Source organism: Pontibacter ramchanderi, assembly GCF_002846395.1.
Classification (GTDB): Bacteria; Bacteroidota; Bacteroidia; order Cytophagales; family Hymenobacteraceae; genus Pontibacter; species Pontibacter ramchanderi.
In genome coordinates, this window is sequence record NZ_PJMU01000003.1 from 142,963 (window position 1) to 167,790 (window position 24,828).

The following is a 24,828-nucleotide window of genomic DNA, read 5'->3' on the forward strand; positions in this document are numbered from 1 at the left end:
GCTAGTAAACGCCGCTTTTATACCTGCTGAAACTGTGACCTGAGTCTTCTAATCAAGCATTTCGGCTACATTTCACCTGCTCTTCAGTTAATCTATACCTAAGGGGCTGCTGTTTTATACTTTTTCCTGAGGTATTTGCCGCTACACTTGCCTCGTTCTAGAAAGTAAAAAAGATTGCGCCTTTAGAGGCATTCCGGTACTTTTGAAGTAAACCCGGCAGCCTATGAAAAAGGAAACCCTTAATCGTTTTGATCGCATCGTGGCCATCCTGATCCACCTGCAGTCGGGGCGGATAGTGAAGGCTCAGGAGATGGCAGACCGCTTCGAGGTGAGCCTGCGTACCATTTACCGGGATGTGCGTTCCCTGGAAGCAGCCGGTGTGCCGATTACCGGGGAGGCCGGCCTAGGTTATGCGCTTGTGGAGGGGTACCGCCTGCCGCCTGTACTGTTCACGCCGGAGGAGGCGGCCAGCTTCGTTGCCGCCGAAAAGCTGATGCAGCAGTTCACCGACAAAGCACTTGGCGCCCATTACGAGTCGGCTCTGTACAAAATAAAGTCTGTACTCAAGAGCCACACCAAAGAGCGGCTGGCCACTTTGGAGGCGCAGATCTGGGTAGATGCCTCGCAGGAACTCTTCAGCGAACAGGCCCCCGATGCATTGCATGTGGTGATCAGTAGCATTGCTGAGCAAAAGCAGGTCAGTCTGCAGTACCAGGCGCCCTATGCCGACGAACGAACAGACCGCACCATTGAACCGGTGGGGCTCTTCCATGAAAACAACTACTGGTATATACTGGCCTATTGCCTCTTACGAAACGACTACCGCCAGTTCCGAACAGATCGCATGACGCGCATCAGGCTTACGCAGCAGCCCTTTACCAGAAAGCACGGTTCCCTGGCCGACCACCGGAAAACAGAAAAACCCCTGAACGCCACACAAGTTACCATACGGGTGGACAAGGAGGTAGCCAAGTACCTCCGCACCGGGCGGCAGTACTACGGCTTTGTCTCCGAAAAAATAATGGGCGATAAAGTAGAGATGACCTTCCGAACCAGTGACCTGCATGAGGGACTATCACGATGGTACCTGATGTTTGCTGACTGTGCCGAGATTGTGGAGCCTGAAAGTTTCCGGCAGCGGGTGAGCCAGATGCTCGAACAGGCGAAGGAAAACTTACAGCTGCAGGGCAGCCTTCAGTCCTCCAGCTCCTCACAGGTATAGCCCGCTTCGCTCAGCCTACCGATAATGCTGGCAGGGTGAATCGAGACGGCTTCGACCCGGAGGATATTGTCGCAATCCTCCAGGTCAAAGTTCCAGCGCTCTCTGCTTCCCATCAGGCTATCCAGCAAAGGCTTTACCATGCGGGCCTCACAGTCTGAGGAAACAGATGTTTTAAAAACCAGCACCGTCTTCATTTCTCTCAACTTACCGATCCCAGAATTGTGGCGGCTCTATGCCCAATGTGCGCAGGTACACATAGCCCTGCCCCCGGTGATGGATCTCGTTGTCGATAAAGTAGAGAATAGTGGACCAGACCGTTCCCTCGTACTGCCCAAAGGCCAGGATGCGCTCCCGGAATCGCTCCTCCGGGATCTGCGCCCAATAGCGGTTCAGTTCTTCGGTGGACTCGTCCCACAGGGCCAGCATGCCGGCTTTGGTTTTAGCCTGCTCCAAATGCTCGTTCAGTTCTTCGGCCGGCTCTCCGGCAATCTGCTTGGTGCCAGGTGCCGCAATTGCCAGTAGTTCCTGCACCATCTCGCCAAACGGTCGCATGCCGCCCAGGCTGTAGGTATAGAGCTGTTCTTCCGGAAATGCCTCGATCACGCGGCGGGTCAGGTCTCGGTGGCCCTGCCAGTGCGCCAGCAGCTCGGCTGGTGTAATAACAATAGGAGATGTGGTTGCTTTTACTGTCGTGTTCATGCTTTTCGCTTTAGGTGAAACAAATCTTTCCCTCAAAGCTAGAGCCCCGGTATGACAACGGTTTGTCAGCAGTCTGCGGTTTTTTCTTAAATTGTTGAAGGGGGCCCTCCGGCTTTTACTCTGCTAATCGGTTGGCAACTGTAGGCAGCTTGATATCCGGTTAGCATCATTTGGGATTTAGTATGGACAATGGAGTCCACTGAAAGCCGCCTCTCCGCATTTAAACCATCCAGCTGTGCAGGATCAATTCAAAAAGGGACCTGCTGTACGCGTGTCCATTCTTGGAGCGACGTTTAAAGCCCATACCTACATTTACACAAACAAACTCAGAAAATCGGGTTGGTCGTTCAGGTATTCAAAATTAAAGCCTTCCACATTCATCCGGCTCTTAATGGCCTCTACATCATGTGGCTCCTTTACTTCTATCCCTATAAAAACAGGCCCTTTTTCCTTGTTGTTTTTCTTCATGTACTGGAAGTGGATAATGTCGTCCTCCGGATGCAGCACCCGATTCACAAATGTTCTCAGAGCACCGGGCCGCTGGTTGAACGTGACCATGAAGTAGTGCTTCAGACCCTGGTGGCGCATGGCCCGCTCTTTTATTTCTTCCATGCGTGTGATGTCGTTGTTACTGCCACTAATGACACAAACCACATTTTTACCCACCAGCTGGTCGGCAAATGATTTCAGGGCCGATATGCTCAGCGTTCCGGCCGGTTCCAGCACCACTCCCTCCTCGTTGTACATCTTCAGGATGTCCTCACATACCTGTCCCTCGGGCACCAGCACTATTTCATCCAGCAATTCCCGACAGATGGCTAAAGTCAGTTCCCCCGGGCATTTGACGGCGGCACCATCCACAAAACTGTCGATGGTGTCGAGCGTCAGGCGCTGGCCTTGCCGGATGGAATTGTACATGGAGGGAGCGCCCTGCGGCTGCACGCCTATTAGCCTGGTCTGCGGACTTAGCTGCCTGAACACACTGCACACGCCGGAGGCCAGCCCGCCGCCACCGACAGGCATAAACAGGTAATCGATGTGAAATGACGCATCCCTCAGGATTTCCATCCCCACCGTGGCCTGACCCTCTACAATCGCCAGGTCATCGAAAGGCGGGATAAAAGTGCCACCCCGGCTGTCGCAAAAATCCTTAGCGGCCTGAAATGCATCGTCATAGGTGGCGCCGGTCAGGATAATCTCGACCAACTCTTTTCCAAAGAGCCGCACCTTATTCACTTTTTGCGCCGGCGTGATGGCAGGCATAAAAATGTAGCCCTTGATGCCCAGCAGCTGACAGGCATAGGCCACGCCCTGGGCATGGTTCCCGGCACTGGCGCACACGATTTCCCCCGCACGGCGGGCAGGTACCAGGGAGGCCATCATGTTGTAAGCCCCCCGAATCTTATAGGAGCGCACTACCTGCAGGTCTTCCCGCTTCAGGTATACATTCGCCCCGTAGGTTTGCGACAGCCATAAGTTTTGTAACAGGGGCGTGTTGGTCACCACGCCCCTGAGTCTTTGTGAAGCCTGTTCCACCTTTTGCAGCGAGACAAGGCAATCTGTGTCTGTTAGAGTCATTTCCACGTCCTGTTTACTTACTCTGGGAGCGTAACTCTCTTACCCTTGCCCCTGTCTGCCATAACTCTGATTCTCGCAATTCCTGCAGTTCCGCCTCCAGCTCAGTGCGGTAGCCTGGCGCAGAACCTCTTTGGATGGTGCGTTGCGCCTCGGTACCGGATGCCACGCTGTCGTAGAGCTCGTGGAGCACCGGGAGGGTCGCTTCTTTGAACCTGCCTTTCCAGTCGAGTGCGCCACGCTGAGCCGTCACGGAGCAGTTCGAGAACATCCAGTCCATGCCATTCTCGCCCACCAGGGGCACCAGGCTTTGCGTGAGTTCTTCTACCGTTTCGTTAAATGCCTCGGAGGGCGAGTGACCACGCTGACGCAGCACCTGGTACTGTGCCTCGATGATGCCGGCCAGCGCCCCCATCAGCACGCCCCGCTCACCGGTCAGGTCGCTGTAAACCTCTTTCCGGAAGTCTGTTTCGAACAGGTAGCCCGAACCGATGCCGATACCCATGGCTACGGCCTTTTCATAGGCTTTGCCCGTTGCATCCTGGTACACGGCAAAAGAAGAATTGAGGCCTCCTCCCTGCAGGTATAGCCGACGCAGGCTGGTGCCGCTTCCCTTGGGGGCCGCCAATATAACGTCTACATCAGCAGGCGGCACGATGTTGGTATGCTCGTGAAATGTAATGCCAAAGCCGTGTGAAAAGTACAAGGTCTTGCCGGCTGTGAGCCTTTCCCGCAGGGTTGGCCATACGGCGATCTGACCGGCGTCTGAAAGCAGGTTGGCGATGATGGTGCCCCGTTCTGCCGCCTCCTCGATGCTGAAGAGCGTTTCGCCTTCCACCCAGCCATCTGCCAGGGCCTTTTGCCAAGAGGCAGAATCCTTTCGCTGCCCTACAATTACGTTAAAGCCATTGTCGCGCAAGTTGAGCGCCTGACCGGGCCCCTGTACGCCATACCCTATTACTGCAATCAGTTCATGCTGGAGCACTTCACGTGCTTTTGCAAGTGGAAATTCCTCCCGTGTTACAACGGTTTCGTCTACTCCTCCGAAATTGATAGTTGCCATAAAATGTGTTCGTTTGTAAGTTGATTTTGCGATTATGAATTATAAGCTGGCTGTTACAGCCGGTTTCGATTTGGCGATTGAGCGGGAAATGGCCGCGGCATGTGGTTCTAGAGACGGCTGTTTCCCCTCCTCTTGTCGCTGTACAGTAGCATACCTTACACCGATGATCTTTTGCAGTTCCTTTGTGATCTGCTCTGCCCAATGCGGGGTAGTGTTCGCCTCAATGCGAAAACTGTAATGCGAACTGTCGTCCGGTCTGGACGCTGTCAGACGTTCGAAAGCAATATTACGCCGCGTATAAAGCATCAGGACTCTATTCAGGATGCTCTTATCCCCGGCTGCACTGATGGTGAATACAAATGATTCTTGCATGGTTTTCTTCTGTTCAAATGATTGGATGGCGAAAGCATTACAGATGCTCCCGCATAACTTTTCCTGGCACAAGGCCCGCCCGGGTAGCGGCTACTCCAGTCTTACTTCAGATACACAGGCTCCTGTCGGGATCATCGGAAAAACATTGTCCTCCCTGCCGACCACCACTTCCAGCACCTCTGGCTGCTGGCTGCTCAACACGGCCCGCATGGTTTCGGCGAGTGCTGAGCGCTGCACTACCTTTCGGGCGCTGATGCCATACCCCTGCGTTATCTTTACAAAGTCCGGGTTCTCCATTTCCACAGAGGAGTAGCGTTTCTCAAAAAAGAGCTGCTGCCACTGCCGTACCATGCCCAAGAAGTTGTTGTTCAGGATGATGACCTTCACGGCAATCCCGGTCTGCATGATAGTGCCCAGTTCCTGGATGTTCATCTGGAATCCTCCGTCGCCGATCACGGCAACTACCTGCGCCAGCGGCCGCCCGGCCTTGGCGCCAATGGCTGCAGGCAAGGCAAAGCCCATGGTGCCAAGGCCCCCCGAGGTGATATTGCTGTTCAGGCTGCGGAAGTTAAAGTAGCGGGAGGCCACCATCTGGTGCTGCCCCACGTCCGTTACCAGCACACTGTCCTCCTCTGCAAGCTCGTTCACCAGGCGCAGCACCTCTCCCATCGTAATCTCCCGATCATCTGCAGGGAATAGGTCATGCCGGACCACTTTCTCAAATTCCTGATCCATGCAATCTCTGAACTCCTGCAACCACTCCGGATGCTCGTTTTTAAATACGAGTCTGGTCAGCGCCGCCAGTGCCTCGCGGGCGTCTGCCACCAGGGCCACATCGGCCTTGATGATTTTATTGATTTCGGCCGGGTCGAGGTCGATGTGAATGATGCTTGCCTGTCTGGCATAAGTGTCCACTCGGCCGGTCACCCGGTCATCAAAGCGCATCCCCACGGCAATGATCAGGTCTGCTTCGTTGGTCTTGAGGTTTGGTGCGTAGTTGCCGTGCATCCCCAGTAAACCTACATTCAGAGGATGCTCAGTGGGTATAGCCGAGAGACCCAGCAAGGTGGTTGCCACCGGAATATCGGCTTTTGTCGCCAGGTCCAGCAATTCCTGATGGGCCCCAGCCAGGTGTATACCCTGCCCTGCCAGGATGAGCGGCTTGCGGGAGCTGTTGATAAGCGCTGCAGCGCAGGCAACCGCCTGCTGGTCGAGCGGGGGCTTGGGAGCATAGTAGGCCACTTGCTTACAGGGCGCATACCTGAAAGGAGTTTTGGCGAACTGAGCATCTTTCGTGATGTCGATTAGAACTGGTCCGGGCCGACCACTCTGGGCCAGGTAAAATGCCTTGCTGATTGCGGCCGGAATATCGGACGCCTGGGTTACCTGTAAGTTCCACTTGGTGACAGCACTGGTAATGCTGATGACATCGGCCTCCTGAAACGCGTCTGTGCCCAGCAGGCTGGAGGCAACCTGCCCTGTTATACATACCACTGGCGTGGAGTCTGCCTTGGCATCCGCCAGTCCTGTGATAAGATTGGTGGCTCCGGGGCCAGAGGTGGCCAGGCACACTCCCACTTTCCCGCTTACCCGGGCATACCCCTGAGCGGCATGAATGGCGCCCTGCTCATGGCGCACCAAAATGTGGTTGAGCTGGTCGGCGTAATCATACAGTGCGTCGTATACTGGCATAATGGCCCCTCCCGGGTAGCCGAAGATCGTCTCCACATTTTCGGCCAGAAGGGAAAGGATCACCGCCTCCGCCCCTGTCACAGTTATTTCCATTTCAGGCGCTTTGGGGGCTGGGTTTTCTTTCGTTAACATGTGCTTCTTCTAAATCAGTTATACATCCTCTGCTGGCATCGCTCACTGTTCTTATATACTTCAGCAGCACGCCTTTTTCTACTTTTGGGGCTGGCTGTTGCCACTTATCGCGGCGCAAGTCCAGCACGGCTTCTTCCACATGCAAGTGTATTGTGTTCTTGTTGGCGTTCAGCGAGATCCAGTCTCCATCTTCTACCAGTGCCAGTGTGCCGCCGTCGTAAGCCTCCGGACAGACGTGTCCTATCACAAAGCCGTGCGTGCCCCCGGAGAATCGTCCATCGGTAATCAGGGCCACTTTGTCTCCCAGACCGGCCCCCATGATGGCAGAGGTGGGTTTCAGCATCTCCGGCATGCCGGGCCCGCCTTTGGGTCCGACATAGCGGATGACGACGACCTGTCCGGCCACGATCTTGCCAGTGGCTATACCTTGATTAAGTTCTTCTTCTGAGTTGAACACGATCGCCGGCCCCTCGAAAGTCAGGCCCTCCTTACCTGATATTTTGGCCACTGCCCCTTTTGGTGCCAGATTGCCGTACAGTGTCTGGATATGCCCATCTGCCTTGATGGGGTTGCTCAGCGGCCGAAGCAAGTCCTGCTCCTCCCCCAGCGGCTTGACGCCCGCCAGGTTCTCCGCCACGGTTTTCCCCGTCACCGTCAGCAGGTCGCCCGTGATCAAACCTTCGTTCAGTAGGGTTTTCATCACGGCCGGCACGCCTCCCAGGGTCGAGAGGTCCTCCATCAAGTATTTTCCACTTGGTTTCAAATCGGCAAGCACCGGCACCCGGTTGCTCACCGCCTGAAAATCCCGGAGTGAGAGGGGGACACCCGCTGCATGGGCAATGGCGATCAGATGCAGCACGGCATTGGTCGAGCCTCCCAGCACCGTGATCAGCACCAGCGCATTCTCAAAGGCCTCCCGCACCAAAATGTCCTGCGGTTTCAGGTCCATTTCCAGCAGGCGCAGCAGGTACTCCCCAGTACCTAGGCACTCCTCTTTTTTGGATTGGCTGACAGCAGGCGACGACGACGAAAAGGGAACTGACATACCCAGGGCTTCCGCAGCGGAGGCCATGGTATTGGCCGTATACATACCGCCACAGGCGCCAGGCCCCGGGCAGGCGTTCCGGATGATGCCCCTGTAGTCTTCTTCCGAGAGCTGTCCGTTCAATTTCTTGCCGTAGGCCTCAAAACAGGAAACGATGTTGAGCTTTTCCCCTTTGAACTCGCCCCCTTTTATCGTGCCGCCATATACCATCAGGGCAGGGCGGTTCAGGCGGGCCATGGCCATGAGCGAGCCGGGCATGTTTTTATCGCAGCCTACCACGCACGCCAGCGCATCGTAGTTGTGTGCACCTGTTATGGTTTCGATAGAGTCCGCTATAATTTCCCGTGACACCAGGGAGTAGTTCATGCCCTGTGTGCCGTTGGTGATGCCATCGCTCACGCCGATAGTGTTAAACCGGAGCCCTACCATACCTTGCTTGTTCACGCCCCGCTTTACCTCGTCGGCCAGGTCGTTGAGATGCATGTTGCAGGTATTGCCATCAAAACCCGTCGAGCAGATGCCTACAAAAGGCTTGCGCAGGTCTTCGGCTGAGAGGCCCGCTCCCATGAGCATGGCTTGTGACGCAGGCAGACTGTCGTCCTGGGTATAGATGCGGCTGTATTTGTTCAGTGCCATTATATTCGCGTATTTTTTTATCAGTATACCTACCATTGGCTGCAGCTCTGAAAGCTTTAAGCCTAAGCAGTTGTTCTTCTCTTAATTTCTGGGTAAAACCTCCTCCCGGAATTCAATCTCTGTTACTTTGCCAGCTGCAATTTCAGCTTATTACCATCGCTACAGAAAACAACACTTGTATCTCTTTACTATTTCCAAGCTCTCCAAAAGCCAATTTAAACACCTATTAACCAATGAATTACATAGATTTAAATACATTTTCTAAGGACAGCATAACAATTGGTTCTTGTTGTTTACACAGGTGGAAGCAGGGTTCACATATTGCTGCAGCTGCTAAGTCGAGAGCAGGTGTGGGGCGGCCTTGCCGGTAACCAGCGCGGTATATTGCTGAGCCAGCTGTGCTCCGATGGTGTCTGCATAGGGTTTCCTGAACACGTGCTCCCCGATGGAGGACACGCCCACCACTTCAGCGGCTGTACCTGTCAGGAAAGCACCTTCTGCCTCTAGTAATTCTTCAGGTCTGAAAAATTGCTCGTGCACCCTGACACCCGCTTCCCGGGCAAGTTCTATCACAGTCGCTCGGGTAATACCTTGGAGAATGCTGCCTGCAGGAGCGGTATAGAGTTCTCCGTTTTTCTCGAAGAAGAAGTTTGAGCCCGGCCCCTCCGCTACAAAGCCATGCATGTCGAGCAGGAGCGCCTCGTCGTAGCCTTTCATTTTGGCATCGGAACTGGCAACAATAGAATTGGCATAATGCCCGGATATTTTGGCCTCAATGGGTACAGCTTTAGGGTTAGGCCGTTCGTAGGGGGAAATCATCAGGCGCAGGCACTGGTCTCCAAGATATTTGCCCCACTCCCAGGCTGCTATGAACAGGTTGCTCGTCGCAGGAGCCTTTATCCCCATGTTGGGTTCGCCGGCATACACCAACGGACGAATGTAGGCATCCGAAAGGCGGTTCAGCTCGAGCAACTCGTAGGTGAGCGCCGTCAGCTCCTCCACCGTGTAGGCGAGCGGCAAACCAACTGCCTGGCAGGAATAGTGCAGGCGTTCGTAATGCTCCTTTGCCTTGAAAATGCGTATGCCTGCCGTTGTGCTGTAAGAACGAAGGCCTTCAAAAGCCGCATAGCCATAGTGCAGCGACTGGGCATATACACTGCAACTGGCCTGCTCGGGTTTTACAAAATGGCCATCCAGGAAAACAAGTGTGTTGTCGTTGAAATACATTGTAGCTAATTATTAATGGTTATGATTGATTAGGTAAAACAAAAAAGCCTTTCTGACCGGGTAGTCAGAAAGGCTTTCTATTGGCAACAGAACTCCGTTTCTTCAACCCGGTGGCTGAGGAATAAGAATAATGATGACAATAATGATAGCAGCTATTGCGTGCATAATCTGTGATTTTCTATAGTGGTATAAACAAAAACAGCCGTCTCTTGCGGGAGACGGCTGCCAAAGTATAACTTATAATATCAATTCAGTTTCAGCAAACCATCTCCCTGCCTCGTGTAATTACCACGAGGTTAATAATGCTAATAATGATGGCTGCGATTTGATTTTTCATACGGTGTTGGCAAAAGTAGCGCATTTTTGACAGTAGACAAACTTGTCAACAGATTTTTTTAAAAAATCTGCTTTGCTATGACTTGTTCTTTAATGTGTTACCTAATATTCGAAGCTGCCAACAGACAGATTACCAGCATAGTACTTTCATAAGCCGGATACGCCTGGCATCTGTCTTCACAGCCTCGGGTACAGCTATTTTAGTTAGATGATCGTGCTCAGGCCTACTTCAATGTTCCCTTTTTGGGGCACGCTCTCCACGTCCTCCAGCACACAGTAGGCGATGAAACTACCTACTTGCTCTGTAGTGAACGGAGAGACCGTGTTCAGTTCAGGCGTTAGTACCTCGTTTCGCAAAGCATTTTGCACGGCTTCTTTCACAGCGTCAGCTTCTTCTTGCAGGCCAAAGTGCTCCAGCAGCATCGCGCCAGACAGGATGGCTGCGATCGGGTTGGCTATACCTTTGCCTTTTGCCTGCGGATAAGAGCCATGGATCGGCTCAAACAGCGACACGATATTCCCTACCGAAGCGGAAGGCAACAAACCCAGCGAACCGGCAATGACAGAGGCTTCGTCTGAAAGGATATCCCCGAACATGTTCTCAGTCAGCATTACGTCGAACTGACGGGGATTTAGAATCAGCTGCATGGCGGCATTGTCCACAAACAGGTAATCTACTGCAACTGAAGGGTATTTTGCTGCTATCCCCTGCACCACCTCTCGCCACAACCGTGACGTTTCCAGTACGTTGGCCTTATCCACCAGCGTCAGTTTGTTGCGTCTGTTCCCCGCAGCCTGAAAGGCAAGGTGAGCAATGCGGGTGATCTCCTCCTGGTTATAAGTACAGTGGTCGTACGCCTCTTCGGCAGTTCGGCCTTTTTCACCGAAATAAATACCCCCCGTCAGCTCCCTGAGAATGAGCATATCGGCTCCGGCAATACGTTCATTCTTTAGTGGTGAGTGGTCCAGCAGCACATCATAGGCTGTCACCGGGCGTATGTTGGCATACAGCCCCAGCGACTTGCGCAGCTGCAACAGGCCCTGCTCCGGCCGCACCTTGGCCGCAGGATCGTTGTCATACTTCGGATCGCCAATGGCGCCCAGCAGCACCGCATCGGCATAGTAGCAGGCCTCCAGCGTTTCTTGCGGAAGCGGACTGCCTGTTGCATCTATGGCGCAGGCGCCCATCAGGTGCTTCTCAAAGTTGAACCGGTGGCCAAACCTTTCTGCTACTGCCTCCAACACCTTAATGGCTTCCTCACAGACCTCAGGTCCGATGCCGTCGCCGGGCAGTACCACAATCTTCTTAGTTAATATATCCATGCTCTTGTGCTTTCGTATGCTGTTATCGCCTCTTTCTGGCTCACTAAAAAATCAATGTCATCATAGCCCTTAATCAGGCACTCTTTCTTGTAAGGATCTATCGCAAAAGGGATGCGCTCCCCGCTTGCCGGCAGGTATAGTTCCTGCTCCGGGAGGTTGATCACAAACTCGGTCTGCGGGTCTGCCTCCACCAGCGCGAACAGGCGCTGCAGTACTTCATCCGTCACCTGCAAGGGCAGTAAGCCATTGTTGAGGGCATTCCCCCGGAAGATGTCGGCGAAATAGCTGGAGATGACTACCCGAAACCCGGCATCATAAATGGCCCAGGCGGCGTGCTCGCGGCTCGATCCGCAGCCAAAATTTTTGCCGGCCAGAAGTACCTGCCCTTTATAGCGGCTATTGTTCAGCACAAAATCTCGTTTCGGCTCTCCGCTACTGCTGTAGCGCCAGTCCCTGAAAAGGTTCTCTCCAAAGCCTTCCCTGGAAGTGGCCTTCAGAAAGCGGGCAGGTATAATCTGGTCGGTGTCAATATTTTCTATCGGTAGGGGAACAGCGCCCGTCCGGATGATTTCAAACTTTTCCATTAGTTCAGGTATTGAGTTATGTCCACGATCTTTCCCTCCACCGCCGTTATGGCCGCTACCAGCGGACTGGCCAGCAGTGTGCGGGAGCCCGGCCCCTGTCGTCCCTCAAAATTCCGGTTAGAAGTTGATACACAGTAAGCACCAGCCGGTATCTTGTCTTCGTTCATGGCCAGGCAGGCGCTGCAGCCCGGCTCACGAAGCTCAAATCCAGCTTCGGCAAGTAGTTTGTCCAGTCCTTCCTCGCGGGCCTGCAATTCCACCTGCTTCGAGCCCGGCACAATGATCGCCTCCACATGACTGGCTTTCTGCTTTCCTTTTACATAGGCCGCTACCTGGCGCAGGTCCTCGATACGAGAGTTAGTGCAGCTCCCGATGAACACAAAGTTGACCTCCTTGCCGAGCAGAGACTCGCCCGGCGCAAAGCCCATGTATTGCAGGGACTTTTCGAAGCTGACTGCTTCATTGGCTGGCACGCTGGCAGGTATAGTGGAATTGATGGCAATTCCCATACCTGGGTTGGTGCCGTAGGTGATCATGGGGGCCATGTCAGCCGCATCGAAGTGAAACTCAGCATCAAATTCTGCCCCTTCCTCTGTATAAAGGGTGCGCCAGTAAGCCAGGGCCTGTTCCCAGAGCTTACCCTGCGGGGCATGCGGCCGGCCCTTCAGGTAGGTATAGGTGGTCTCGTCGGGAGCAATCATGCCGCCGCGGGCGCCCATCTCGATACTCATGTTGCACACCGTCATGCGCCCCTCCATACTCAGCGAGCGGATAGCACTGCCAGCATACTCTACAAAATACCCTGTTGCACCCCCAGTGCCCAGTTTGGCGATCACGTACAGGATCAGATCTTTGGCGGTCACGCCCTTGCGCAGTTCACCCTCCACGGAGATCCGCATCTTACGAGGACGGCTGAGCAGCAGGCACTGCGTGGCCATCACCTGCGCCACCTGGCTGGTGCCTATACCGAAAGCAATTGCCCCGAAAGCGCCATGGGTGGAGGTATGGCTATCGCCGCATACGATGGTCATTCCGGGCTGCGTGATGCCCAACTCCGGACCGATCACGTGCACGATGCCCTGGTTCGGGTGGCCCAGGCCAAAAAGCTCCACCCCATACTTTTCACAATTGGAAGTCAGCTTATCTACCTGAAACCGTGACAGCTGATCCTGAATCGGCAGATGCTGGTTACGGGTAGGAACATTGTGGTCAGCGGTGGCCACGATCTGCGCCGGGTTGTGCAAGGACAACTGGCGTGCCTCCAACTCATCAAACGCCTGCGGACTGGTTACTTCGTGTATCAGGTGCCTGTCGATGTAAAATACACCCAGGCCACCTGGTATAGAACGCACTACATGGGCGTCCCAGATCTTGTCAAATAATGTCTTACCCATCCTAGTTTTCCACTAACAGATTTTCCTTTTCTACCAACACGTGCAGATCCTTGTCATGCACTTCTTTCGCCCGGTCTGCCACCTGCAGAAAAGAGGCATAGGCTCTATCCAACGTGTTTTTATCAAAGTTGTAGCCGATCTTCTGCAGGCGGAAGGCCAGGGCAGCGCGGCCTGATCGGGCTGTCAGCACGATGGAAGAGTCCAGCACGCCGACATCACGCGGATCAATGATCTCATAGGTCTCGCGGTGCTTGATCACGCCATCCTGGTGAATGCCACTGGAATGCGAGAAAGCATTGGCTCCAACGATGGCCTTATTGGGCTGCACCGGCATGCGCATCATATGCGATACCATGGCCGACGTTTCGGAGAGCAGTTTGCTGTTGATGTTGGTCTGCAGATTGAGGTAAGGGTGCTGCCGCATGATCATCACCACTTCTTCCAGCGCGGTGTTGCCGGCACGTTCTCCCACCCCGTTGATGGTACACTCGATCTGCCGTGCGCCGTTAATGGCCCCCGCAATGGAGTTGGCTGTAGCCAGGCCCAGGTCGTTGTGGCAGTGCGTCGAGAGTGTCACCTTCTCTATACCTTTCACATGCTCCACCAGGTATTTGATCTTGGCACCGTACTCTTCCGGAAGGCAGTAGCCAGTCGTATCAGGTATGTTGAGCACGGTGGCACCTGCTTTAATGGCTGCTTCGCATACCCTGGCCAGAAACACGTTATCGGTTCTGCCGGCATCTTCGGCATAAAACTCCACATCCTCTACAAATCTCTTGGCCATACGCACGGCTTCAACCGCACGCTCCAGTACGTTGTCCTGCGTACTGCGCAATTTGTGCGTAATATGAGATTCAGAGGTGCCTATACCTGTATGAATGCGCGGGCGCCGGGCTGGCTTTAGGGCCTCCGCAGCCGTCAGGATGTCCTGCTCCACTGCCCTGGACAAGCCGCAGACCGTGACATCTTTCGTCTGGGCAGCAATTGCCTTCACCGCCGCAAAATCTCCCGGACTCGAAACCGGGAAACCGGCCTCGATCACATCCACCCCCAGGAGTTCTAACTGCTTTGCAATCACGAGTTTTTCATCCATGTTCAGCTTACAGCCGGGCACCTGCTCGCCATCCCGCAGCGTGGTGTCAAAGATTTGTATTTTCTGGACCGACATAATTAATTTGATTTCTGTATTGCTGAAAATTCTCTACTTTGGAGGGCAATTAAGGTCAAAACCGGCACCTCCAAAAACGATTTCCAGATAAGGCTACTATTTCCAAGACTGGACTTTCTTGCTCCAATCGCTTGATAACCACCAGCTTAACTTACCCAAAAATACAATGGCTACCGAAACGACAGATCCAGTTTTTCAATTGGTAAAATCACTGACCAAATCTGAGAAGAGGCATTTCCGTCTTTTTGCCAAGCGGCAGGGAGCTACCGAGGGTTTAAAGTTTCTGCAACTGTTCGATGCGCTGGACAGCCTGCCCACCTACGAAGAAGAGAAAGTGCTGACACTGGCACCGGCTCTCAAGAAAACGCAGCTCGCCAACATGAAAGCGAATCTGTACAAAAACGTGCTGTCCAGCCTGCGCCTGTACCACGCCGGCCAGAACATGGACATCCAACTGCGCGAGCAGCTGGACTATGCCCGTGTGCTCTACAACAGGGGCCTGTATCAGCAGAGTTTGAAAATGCTGGAGAAAGTAAAAATGCAGGCGCAGCAGGCAGAGATGCACCACATTGCACTCGAGGCGCTTGACTTTGAGAAGATGATTGAGTCGCAGTACATTACCCGGAGTCTGGCGGGGAGGGCAGACGCCCTGTCGGAGGAGACTATGCGCACTGCAGACCACATATCACAGTTACATCAGCTTTCCAACCTGGGACTTCGCCTATATGGGCTCTACATAAAAGTAGGCCACGCCCGCAACGATGAGGATTACGAGCGAATCACAACTTATTTTAAAACCCAGCTGCCCAAAATCCAGCTAAGAAATGCCGGTTTTTTCGAAAGACTTCATTTTTACCAGGCACATGTATGGTACTATTACATTGTACAGGATTTCAGAGCAGCCTACCGATACGCGCAAAAGTGGGTGGATCTGTTCCAGGACAATCCCGCCATGCAGGAAAAACAAACGCTGCTCTACATCAAGGGTCTTCACAACCTGCTGGCCGCCCTGTTCAACTTGCAATACCATAGTAAATTCAAAGAAATACTGCAGCAACTCGAGGACTTTTCTGCCGACGAAAACAGGCGCATCAGCCCCAACACCGAAATGCTCCTGTTCCTTTACATCGAGACAAACCGTATCAACCTACACTTTATGGAAGGCCGGTTTACGGAGGGGCTGGAGCTGGTACCCGATATTCTGGAAAAGTTAGAGTATTTTAAGGCGCAACTCGACCCGCATCGCAAGCTGATCTTTTACTTCAAGATCGCCAGCCTTTACTTTGGCAGCGGGGATAACCATAAGGCAATTGAGTACCTCAACAAGATCATTCGTTTTAAGGACCTCAGCCTGCGGGAAGACCTGCAATGCTTTGCCCGTATTCTGAACCTGATCGCCCACTACGAGGCTGGGGAAGACGAGGCACTGGAATACCAGATCAAGTCGGTCTACCATTTTCTGGGCAAAATGAACGACCAACAGCAGATGCAGGTGGAGATCTTTCGATTCCTGCGCAAAGTGGGTGACATTGCGCCGCATGAACTTAAAGATGCCTTTGTATCGCTCAAATATAAGCTGGAAGGTATAGCGGCCAATCCCTTTGAACGAAGACCCTTCCTCTACCTGGATATCATCTCCTGGCTTGAAAGTAAGATAGAGAACATACCGGTGCAGGAGGTGATGCAGCGTAAATTTAAGTCCATGCGGTAAGCCCGAGGCAGTTGTGCTAAAAGTCTTTCAGACGTACTCGTACCACCTTGCCGGCGCTTACCGGAACCCGCAGTTGCCTGCCCTGGTAAGTCAGCACGCATTCACCGGTTTTGTCGGCTTGTATACTAGCCTGGAGCAGTCTGCCCGCAGCCCATCTTATACCTACAGTATAGCCGCCTCGTGCCCTCAAGCCTTTCACCTCGCCCGACTGCCACACTGCAGGGAGCGCGGGCAGCAACTCTAGTGAACCAGCATGCGACTGCATCAGCATCTCGGCCACGCCGGCGGTAGCCCCCATGTTTCCGTCCAGCTGAAAGGGCGGGTGAGCGTCCAGCAGGTTGGCATAGGACCCCGAACCGCCGCTAAAGGATTCAGCATTGGAAGCGCCTCCTGCCGGCTTGAGGATCATGCGGTATAACTTATGCGCCCGGTCGCCGTCCCGCAAGCGTGCCCAGAAGTTGATCTTCCAGGCCAGTGACCAACCTGTTCCTTCGTCGCCTCTGGCTTCCAGACTCACCCTGGCGGCTTCGGCGAGCTGGGGTGTTTCCTGCGGAGAGATTTGCCTGCCCGGGTGCAAGGCAAACAGGTGCGACACGTGGCGATGCTTGTTGTTCGGGTCGTCCACATCCTCCTTCCACTCCTGCAATTGGCCCCAGCTGCCAATTTGCGGTGCCAAAATCCTGTCCCTAACCTGTTGGGCCTGCGCGACGAAATCCTGATCATCCCCCAAAATGGAGGCAGCCTGAATGCAATTGTTGAGCACATCCCAGGCCAGCTGGTGGTCCATGGAGGCACCTCCCGAGATACCGCCGTGTTCAGGCGAATATGAAGGTGACGAAACCAGAAAGCCACTGCTGTCCGGCGTGAGGTAGTCCATCCAGAACAGGGCGGCCTCTTTCATCACCGGGTAGGCTTGCCGTTTCAGGTAAGCCACATCCTGGGTATAGGCATAATGCTCCCACAGGTGCTGCGCCAGCCAGGCGGCCCCTCCCGGAAAGAAACCCCAAGGTAGCTCCCATCCCGGCGCAGTATAGCCGTAGGCATTATTCATGGTGTTCACCACCCAGCCGCGGGCGTTGAAAAAATCTTTAGCGCTCTGGTGGCCGGGTGCTACCAGAGCGGCCGTATAATCCAGCAGGGGAACATGGCACTCTGATAGGTTTGTCACCTCAGCGGGCCAGTAGAGCATCTGCAGGTTGATGTTGGTATGGTAATCGGCAGCCCAAGGCGGGTTCACACTGTTGTTCCACTTGCCCTGCAGGTGCATCGGCATAGTACCTGGCCGGGAAGCAGCGATCATCAGGTAACGGCCGTATTGGAAGTAGAGTCTCTCCAGGCCCCGGTCTTCCGCCCCCTGGTAATAATTCTGTTGGCGTACATCTGTCGGCAGGCTGTTGTGCTGCACCCCTTCCAGTGTAAGCGCTACCCGGTTGAACAGACGGGTATGGTCCCGGGTATGCTCTTTCAGGAGGCTTTGCAGACTTGTCTTTTTCAGGGCATCCAGCCGTTGTGCCACAAGGGCTTTGTAGTCGTTGCCTTTGTAATGAGGGTATTGCAGCAGGTAGTCTGTGGCAGCCGTGTGGATGACCTGCACCGATCTGGCAGAACTGATCTCGACTACTCCATCGGTATATCTTACCTTGCCGTCTGTAACGATACGGTAAGCTGTTTCAAACTCCTGCAAGTTGTCGGCTACATGCCCTCTGAAGGAATAAACGTCGTCCTGGAATTGTTCCACTACTTTGGGGTGAGGTGTTTTGTAGGCGATCGTGTAGCTTTCGGGCTTGGTGGAGGTGAAGGCATACACCATGACTCCCCTAGGGTAATTGCCAAAATATAGGCGGCTGTATTTATTTTTCCCGATCTGATACTGCACGCTGCCGGTACCCGTGCTTAGGTCGAGCTCGCGGCGATAGCCTTGCACTTGCACGTCTCCGTGGCCTGGTTTCACATACAGCTCACCCATGGTCTGATTCGCGCCATAGTCACCCCACTCGGTGGTCTTCGCCAATCTGGTCGGGGCTGCGCCGGTCAGGTACCGCTGCGCCAGTTGGTTGGCTTCCTTCAGTTTTCCCTCACCGATCAGCCTCCTGATCTCCGGCAGGTGTTTCCAGGCATCAGGCTTGTTTCCATAGTTGTAGTCCGGGTTGGCGTGCGGGCCTCCTGCCCACAGTGTCCCTTCCGAAAACTGCAGCTGCTCCTCCCCCACTCCTCCGAAAAACATCACGCCCATGTAGCCGTTACCGATCGGCAGCGCCTCACGCATCCAGTCGGTGGCGGGCTTGTCATACCACAGTCTTAAGGACTTGTCCTGCGCCTTAGCCGGCAAGGCCAGCACAGCCAGGTATAGGATGAACAAAAAGAACTTAGAGCGTACTGAGAGGCGGTATATCATGTAACAAGCGGTTTTAAAGCAATGTGTCCGGGCAGGTGCTATGCTTACTTTATCCGGAAAAGAGGATGCTCGGCTGGCACGCGCAACTGGTCCATGAGTTCCTCCAGCTCTTTTACTTTTTGTGGATTGGCGACACTCAGGTTATGTTGCTCCCCTATATCCGATTGGAGGTTGTACAGCTCGGTGCGTTCGGGTTTGCCGTTATGGTAGAAGCGGATGGCTTTCCAGTCGCCTTGCCGCACAGCTTGTTTAAAGCCCCCCTCCCCGAACTCCCAGTACAGGGCTGGGTGTTGCTGCTGCTTGCCCCTGCCCAGCAGGTCTGCCACGATGGAGACCCCATCGGTACCCGCGGGGGCGGCAGTGTCCCCTGCCAGTTGCGTGAACGTGGGGAGCAAGTCCCAGAAAGCCCCAATATGCTCACTCGTTGTACCAGGCTGCACTTTCCCTTGCCAATAGGCGATGAAAGGCACCCGAATGCCTCCTTCATAAAGGTCGCGTTTCACGCCCCGCAAAGGTCCACTGCTTCGGTGCGCCTCCAGGGCATCTGCCAGCGATCGCCCACCCTCAATGTGGGTGCCGTTGTCACTGGTGAAGATAACCAGGGTATTACGGGCCAGGCCCTCCTCCTCCAGTTTCTTCAGTATCCGCCCCACATAATCGTCCAACGTCGTCACCATGGCCGCATATGCCGCCTTCGGGTAGGGCTGTGGTCCGTACCATTGCCCTTCGGGCTGCGGGGTCTCGGGGGCAAACACGCTTTCGCCGTCTGCGGTCAGGTAGCGCTGCAGGTATGTGTCCTGCACATTAAGCTCGGCGTGGGGCAAGGTATAGGACACGTACAGAAAAAACGGGTTCTGCTTCTGTGTCTGTATAAAGACGAGGGCCTCCTGGGTGATCGTCTCGTTCACGTAAGTGCCCTGGGGCACTGGTGTTTTGGTGCTTCTGCCATTGGCCAAACGCCACAGCGAGTCGGCCTGTTGTTTGTGGCCCTCCAAGTGGTGCAGGTGCCCGGTAAAGAAATCCCAACCCTGTTTCTCCGGCACGCCTGTGGTACCCTCCAGCCCCAGTCCCCATTTGCCAAACAGGGCGGTCGTGTAGCCGCTTTGCTGCATGCATTTTGCCAGCGACACATCCGTCTCACGCAAAGGTACCTCGCCGTTGCCACGGATGTAGGTATGGCCCGTGTGCTGCCCCGTCATCAGTGCGGCCCTGGAGGGCGCGCAAACGGTAGAGCCGGCATAGAACTGTGTGTAGCGTTTGCCCTTCTCTGCCATTTTATCCAGGTTCGGGGTCTGGATTCTGGTTTGTCCGTAGGGGCCGGTATCGCCATAGCCCAGGTCATCGGCCAGAATGAAGATGATATTTGGCTTTGTCGTTTCGAAACCTATCTCCGCTTCTGGCGCGGCTGTGCGGCAGGAGAATTGAATCATAAGGAAAAGCAACAACAGGCGGGCAGGGCGCAGCTTCATACGGATGGTGGCTTGTGTAACTCCGGGGTTAATAGCTTTCAAAGTAGCTAATATTTCTCCAAGCGCGAAATCAACGGTTACGCAAACGATTGTGTAGCTTTTGTGTGCCGATTTGTGCACGCTTCTTTCTAATTTAAGAAAACAATTACCGTATGGGCTTGGCTGCCCGGATGCTTGCAGCTCAGGCGCCCCAGCAGTCCATCCGAATTTTTAGCTCTCAGTCCTTTATCATCATGCGTCAACTCTATGCGTTTGTATTTGCCCTCTTTCTTTTCACGTCTCTTCACGCCCAGCAGCTGCCTTCCGAGCTTCTCACGCCCCAGGTGGTGGAGCTCAACCGCATGCCGATGCGGGCAGTCTCGTTTGCCTTCGAAAACCGGGCGCTGGCCGAGCAAAAGGAAAAGGAGAAGTCTCAGTTCTTTCTCTCGCTGAACGGTACCTGGAAATTCAACTGGGTGCAGGACCCCAGAAAGCGCCCGACCGAGTTCTACAAAACCGATTTCAACGACGCCAGTTGGGACAACTTTAAAGTGCCCGCCAACTGGGAACTGAACGGCTACGGCCTCCCCATCTACGTGAACCAGCCAACGGAATTCGCGGGCCACGCCAAGCGGGGCGGCAAGCTGAACCCACCCCTCGACATACCCGAGGACAACAATCCCGTGGGCTCATACCGCAAAAAATTCACCCTGCCCGAGAGTTGGGACGGTCGCCAGGTGTTCATTCACCTGGGTGCCGTGAAGTCGGCCTTCTTTATCTGGGTGAACGGCGAGAAAGTGGGCTACAGCGAGGACAGCAAACTGGCGGCTGAGTTCGACATCACACCCTACGTGAAGAAAGGCGAGAACCTGGTGGCTCTGCAGGTATACCGCTGGAGCGATGCCAGCTACCTGGAGTCGCAGGACATGTGGCGGATTTCAGGTATAGAGCGCGATGTATACCTGTACGCCACCCCAAAACTCGATATCCACGACTTCAAAGTGACCGCCATCCTGGACGACAGCTACACCAACGGCGTGTTCGACTTGACAGCCGAAGTCAATAACTACAAGATAGACCAGAAGACACTGCACAGCAAAGCCGATACGTTCGCCATCGAGATCGAGCTGGTGGACGCCGCCGGCAAAACAATATTCACAGACAAAACCCAGGGTGCGCAGCAGGTACTGGGCAATTACAAAAGGGAGGTGAAGTTCCGGCAGACTGTACCGAACGTGAGCGCCTGGTCTGCTGAAACACCCTACCTCTATACCTTGTACATCACCCTGAAGGACAAAGATGACCGGGTGCTGGAAGTGGTGCCGCAACGCGTGGGTTTCCGCTCGGTGGAGATCAAAGACAGGAACTTTCTGGTGAACGGCAAGCGGGTGTTCCTCAAGGGGGTGAACCGCCACGAGCACCATGCCACCAGGGGCCACGTGCTGAGCAAGGCAGACATGCGCAAGGACATGGAGATGATGAAGAAGCTGAACGTGAATGCCGTGCGCAACTCCCACTACCCACCCGACCCCTATTGGCTGGAGCTTTGCGACCAATATGGCCTGTATGTTATAGAGGAAGCCAACATCGAATCGCACGCCATCGGCTACGACCTGCAGTATACTCTGGGCAACAACAAGGCCTGGCGCAATGCCCACTTTGAGCGTGTGGCCCGCATGTACGAGCGCAGCAAGAACTTTACGTCGGTGGTTACCTGGTCGATGGGCAACGAGGCGGGCAACGGCGTCAATTTCTACGAGATCTACGACTGGCTCAAGGCAAAGGACTTCCGCCCGGTGCAGTACGAGCGCGCCGAGTGGGACTACAACACCGACATACTGGTGCCACAGTACCCAAGCCCGAACTGGCTGGCCCGCTTTGCCAAGAGTAACCCCGACCGTCCGCTGATCATGAGTGAATACGCACACATTATGGGCAACAGCCTGGGCAATTTCCAGGAGTACTGGGACGTGATCGAGACGCAACCGTACCTGCAGGGCGGCTTTATATGGGAATGGATCGACCAGGCCATCGACACGGTGAGAAACGGCAAGCGCATTATGGCCTACGGCGGCGACTTCCCGCTGGAGGGCCCCGTGAACCACAACATCAGCGACAACAACTTCAGCATCAAAGGGGTAGTGACGGCCCATCGCAACCTCACGCCCATGGCCATTGAGGTGAAAAAGGTCTACCAGCACATCAAGACAAGGTATAACAACGGCTCTCTGGAGGTGCGCAATGGCTACTTTTTCCGAAACCTGGCCAACTACCAACTGAGCTGGGAGGTGCTGGAGAATGGCAAGGTCATCGAGAAAGGGACCGTAAAAGACCTGCACGTGCTGCCGCAACAAAGCATTCCGGTAGCCCTGTCGTTGAAGAAAGAACAGAAACAAGGCCGGGAGTACTTCCTGAATGTGCGCTATACCTTGAAGGCGGCTGAACCGTTCCTGCCGAAGGGCTATGAAATCGCTACAGAGCAGTTTGCCCTAAGCCCTGTATTACAGCCTGCCACAGTGGCTGCCGGTGGCAAAGGAACCCTGAAAGTGAGCGACAATGGCGACAACCTGGTACTGACCGGCAGGGACTTTACCGTGAGCTTTGACAAGAAGAACGGCATCCTGAGCAGCTATACCTTGAATGGTGAAACGCTACTGCAGCAAGGGCCTAAACCAAGCTTCTGGCGTGCCCCTACCGACAACGACATCGGCGCTGGCTACAACAAATCAAAGCGCATGTGGCGCGAGGCCTACGACTCCGGCAAGCTGTCCAAGGCACAGCATAGCCCAACGACCAATGGCTACGAGGTGCGGTTTGAAAAGGAAGTCGTGGATGGCGATGCAGCCACAGCACAAGTGTTCACGGTATACAACGACGGTACGCTGAAGGTAGAGACGAGCATCAAGCCCCTGAAAGGTGATCACAAAGTACTGTTGCGTGTGGGTAACAACCTACAACTCAACAAGTCTCTGGACAACATTGCGTATTATGGCCGCGGCCCATGGGAGAACTACTGGGACCGCAAGACGGCCTCTTTTGTAGGCCTATACAAACAAAATCTGGACGACCAATACTTCCCCTACGCCCGCCCACAGGAGAGTGGCAACAAGAGCGATGTGCGCTGGGTACAGCTTACCAACAAAAAAGGCAAAGGACTGCGGTTTGAGTTTGCCGACAGCCTGCTCAATTTTGCCGCCCTGCCCTATTCCCTCGACGACCTGGACCCCGAGCAGGACAAAAAGCAGTACCACTCGGGAGAGCTAGAGAAGCGTGACCGCATTTACATGCATGTAGACCTGCAGCAGACCGGCATGCAGGGCATGGACAGTTGGGGAAGTCAGCCGTTGGAGCAGTACCGTATACCTTACAAGGAGCACCAGTACAGCTATTGGATCAAACCGCTACGATAAGGAGCCAGTACGGTACCAGTTCTATAACAAAGGGAAGGTATACTGCATACCTTCCCTTTGTTGTCTATAAAGGTTGAGGAATACATTGGTGTCGGCAAGTCTATTGCGTGTACGATCACTCAAAGTTTTGAATTGTACGGTCAACTTTCGTAATTTACTCTTATGAAATTCATCCGCCTTACCCCTGCACTCGCCATTACCGCACTACTCTCCTGCAACTCAGAACCCGCACAATTGCGCCAGGCTGGGGCATCGTCCGCAGACACGGCTGCCCCATGCTGCCACTCCTCCATGCCATCTCGCTTCCAAGCGGCCAGCCCCCGGGAGGAAGCACCCACCGCGCAGAGAACAGCGACGGAGCAAACTGAAGGCATGGTGCTGGTAAAGGGCGGAACGTTCCGGATGGGGGCCGACAATGACCAGGCCCGCCCGGATGAGTACCCGAAGCACCAGGTAAAAGTGAGCGATTTCTGGATGGATGAAACCGAAGTGACGAACGCGGCATTCGCCCGCTTTGTGGCAGCCACGGGCTATGTCACCACCGCCGAACAGAAACCCGACTGGCAGGAGATACAACAGCAGCTACCGCCCGGCACGCCCAAGCCCGACGAAAGCCTCCTGGTGCCCGCTTCCCTGGTTTTCAGGGCGCCTGCAGGACAAACCGACCTGCGCAACTTCGCCAGTTGGTGGACATGGCAGGAAGGCGCCAACTGGAAACAACCGCAGGGCCCGGGCAGCAGCATAGAGGGCAAGGAGAATCATCCTGTGGTGCACATCTCCTGGCACGATGCGCAGGCCTATGCCAGGTGGGCAGGCAAACGCCTCCCGACAGAGGCCGAATGGGAATGGGCTGCCCGGGGCGGAAAGCAGGACTATATTTACCCCTGGGGGAATGAAGGCATTGAATCAGGTAGAACAAGGGCCAATACCTGGAACGGGCGTTTCCCGACAGAAAACACAGCGCAGGATGGTTATGACCGCACGGCGCCTGTCCGGTCGTACGCCCCAAACGGGTATGGCCTCTACGATATGGCAGGCAATGTATGGGAGTGGTGCGCCGACAAGTACCACAGCCAGCAGTACCGCACAAGCGGCGGCACTTCAGTAAACCCGACCGGCCCAAACCGGAGCTTTGACCCGGATGAACCTTATGCCACCTCCAAAAGAGTGATGCGTGGCGGGTCTTTCCTCTGCCACGACAGTTATTGCTCCGGATTCAGGGTGGCCGCCCGCATGAAGAGCACCGAGGACAGCAGCTTGGAGCATCTGGGCTTCAGATGTGTGCGGGACAAGGACTGAGTTTATTTATTGCACTGAAACAAAAAAGCCTCTGGAATACCAGAGGCCTTTCTCCTACTTTGCAAAAGCTCACTTTGCAAATAAAATTGTCCCTTTA

18 protein-coding genes are annotated in these 24,828 nt (G+C 54.5%); 4 read left to right on the plus strand and 14 right to left on the minus strand.

The features are described 5' to 3' along the window. Nucleotides 1-223 precede the first annotated feature (223 nt). Nucleotides 224-1,222: a helix-turn-helix transcriptional regulator gene (locus BD749_RS13320; protein ID WP_101445076.1), complete on the plus strand. Its 999-nt coding sequence runs from the start codon at nt 224-226 to the stop codon at nt 1,220-1,222. Here the strand turns inward: BD749_RS13320 and BD749_RS13325 are convergent. The 12 genes from BD749_RS13325 to BD749_RS13380 form a co-directional block, all read right to left on the minus strand. Next, on the minus strand, nt 1,195-1,425 hold the full coding sequence (locus BD749_RS13325; RefSeq protein WP_218972551.1) for a hypothetical protein: 231 nt from the start codon (nt 1,423-1,425) through the stop codon (nt 1,195-1,197). The genes BD749_RS13320 and BD749_RS13325 overlap by 28 nt on opposite strands. 1 nt (nt 1,426) lies before the next feature. Beyond that, on the minus strand, nt 1,427-1,921 hold the full coding sequence (locus BD749_RS13330; protein ID WP_101445079.1) for a DinB family protein: 495 nt from the start codon (nt 1,919-1,921) through the stop codon (nt 1,427-1,429). Nucleotides 1,922-2,233: 312 nt separating this feature from the next. Then, nucleotides 2,234-3,499 (minus strand): threonine ammonia-lyase IlvA, encoded by a 1,266-nt coding sequence (ilvA, locus tag BD749_RS13335; RefSeq protein ID WP_101445082.1) that lies wholly within the window; start codon nt 3,497-3,499, stop codon nt 2,234-2,236. Nucleotides 3,500-3,512: 13 nt separating this feature from the next. Further along, nucleotides 3,513-4,559 carry a ketol-acid reductoisomerase gene (gene ilvC / locus BD749_RS13340; RefSeq protein WP_101445085.1) on the minus strand — a complete coding sequence of 349 codons (1,047 nt, stop codon included), beginning with the start codon at nt 4,557-4,559 and terminating at the stop codon, nt 3,513-3,515. Between the two features lie 39 nt (nt 4,560-4,598). Further along, complete coding sequence (locus BD749_RS13345) at nt 4,599-4,931, minus strand: ACT domain-containing protein (protein ID WP_101445088.1); 333 nt, start codon at nt 4,929-4,931, stop codon at nt 4,599-4,601. Nucleotides 4,932-5,021: 90 nt separating this feature from the next. Further along, the gene (gene ilvB / locus BD749_RS13350) at nt 5,022-6,755 is read right to left on the minus strand and encodes a biosynthetic-type acetolactate synthase large subunit (protein ID WP_245869193.1); all 1,734 of its coding nucleotides are present in this window, start codon (nt 6,753-6,755) and stop codon (nt 5,022-5,024) included. Next, nucleotides 6,718-8,436, minus strand: coding sequence for a dihydroxy-acid dehydratase (gene ilvD / locus BD749_RS13355; RefSeq protein WP_180336409.1), 1,719 nt, complete (start codon nt 8,434-8,436; stop codon nt 6,718-6,720). The genes ilvB and ilvD overlap by 38 nt, the downstream gene beginning before the upstream one ends. 333 nt (nt 8,437-8,769) lie before the next feature. Next, a complete protein-coding gene (locus BD749_RS13360; RefSeq protein WP_101445093.1) occupies nt 8,770-9,663 on the minus strand; it encodes a branched-chain amino acid transaminase in 894 nt (297 codons plus the stop codon). Between the two features lie 540 nt (nt 9,664-10,203). Then, nucleotides 10,204-11,322 carry a 3-isopropylmalate dehydrogenase gene (gene leuB, locus BD749_RS13365; RefSeq protein WP_101445096.1) on the minus strand — a complete coding sequence of 373 codons (1,119 nt, stop codon included), beginning with the start codon at nt 11,320-11,322 and terminating at the stop codon, nt 10,204-10,206. Continuing rightward, a complete protein-coding gene (gene leuD, locus BD749_RS13370) occupies nt 11,310-11,906 on the minus strand; it encodes a 3-isopropylmalate dehydratase small subunit (RefSeq protein WP_101445098.1) in 597 nt (198 codons plus the stop codon). The genes leuB and leuD overlap by 13 nt, the downstream gene beginning before the upstream one ends. Next, nucleotides 11,906-13,300, minus strand: a complete 1,395-nt coding sequence (gene leuC, locus BD749_RS13375) for a 3-isopropylmalate dehydratase large subunit (protein ID WP_101445101.1) — start codon at nt 13,298-13,300, stop codon at nt 11,906-11,908. Before leuC ends, leuD begins: the two co-directional genes overlap by 1 nt. 1 nt (nt 13,301) lies before the next feature. After that, complete coding sequence (locus BD749_RS13380) at nt 13,302-14,468, minus strand: 2-isopropylmalate synthase (RefSeq protein WP_101445103.1); 1,167 nt, start codon at nt 14,466-14,468, stop codon at nt 13,302-13,304. Between the two features lie 166 nt (nt 14,469-14,634). On the opposite strand from BD749_RS13380, the gene BD749_RS13385 reads away from it, so the two are divergent. Continuing rightward, nucleotides 14,635-16,179 (plus strand): hypothetical protein, encoded by a 1,545-nt coding sequence (locus BD749_RS13385; protein ID WP_101445106.1) that lies wholly within the window; start codon nt 14,635-14,637, stop codon nt 16,177-16,179. Nucleotides 16,180-16,195: 16 nt separating this feature from the next. Here BD749_RS13385 and BD749_RS13390 read toward each other — a convergent pair whose 3' ends face one another. Together BD749_RS13390 and BD749_RS13395 are read right to left on the minus strand one after the other, a co-directional pair. Beyond that, nucleotides 16,196-18,574 carry a glycoside hydrolase family 95 protein gene (locus BD749_RS13390; RefSeq protein ID WP_101445108.1) on the minus strand — a complete coding sequence of 793 codons (2,379 nt, stop codon included), beginning with the start codon at nt 18,572-18,574 and terminating at the stop codon, nt 16,196-16,198. A gap of 44 nt (nt 18,575-18,618) precedes the next feature. Then, nucleotides 18,619-20,085: an arylsulfatase gene (locus tag BD749_RS13395; RefSeq protein ID WP_245869196.1), complete on the minus strand. Its 1,467-nt coding sequence runs from the start codon at nt 20,083-20,085 to the stop codon at nt 18,619-18,621. Between the two features lie 191 nt (nt 20,086-20,276). Here BD749_RS13395 and BD749_RS13400 point away from each other — a divergent pair, with 191 nt between their 5' ends. Both BD749_RS13400 and BD749_RS13405 read left to right on the plus strand, forming a co-directional pair. Further along, entirely contained in the window at nt 20,277-23,432 is a 3,156-nt protein-coding gene (locus tag BD749_RS13400) for a glycoside hydrolase family 2 TIM barrel-domain containing protein (RefSeq protein ID WP_101446606.1), read from the plus strand. Between the two features lie 162 nt (nt 23,433-23,594). Further along, a complete protein-coding gene (locus tag BD749_RS13405) occupies nt 23,595-24,731 on the plus strand; it encodes a formylglycine-generating enzyme family protein (protein WP_101445112.1) in 1,137 nt (378 codons plus the stop codon). Nucleotides 24,732-24,828 lie beyond the last annotated feature (97 nt).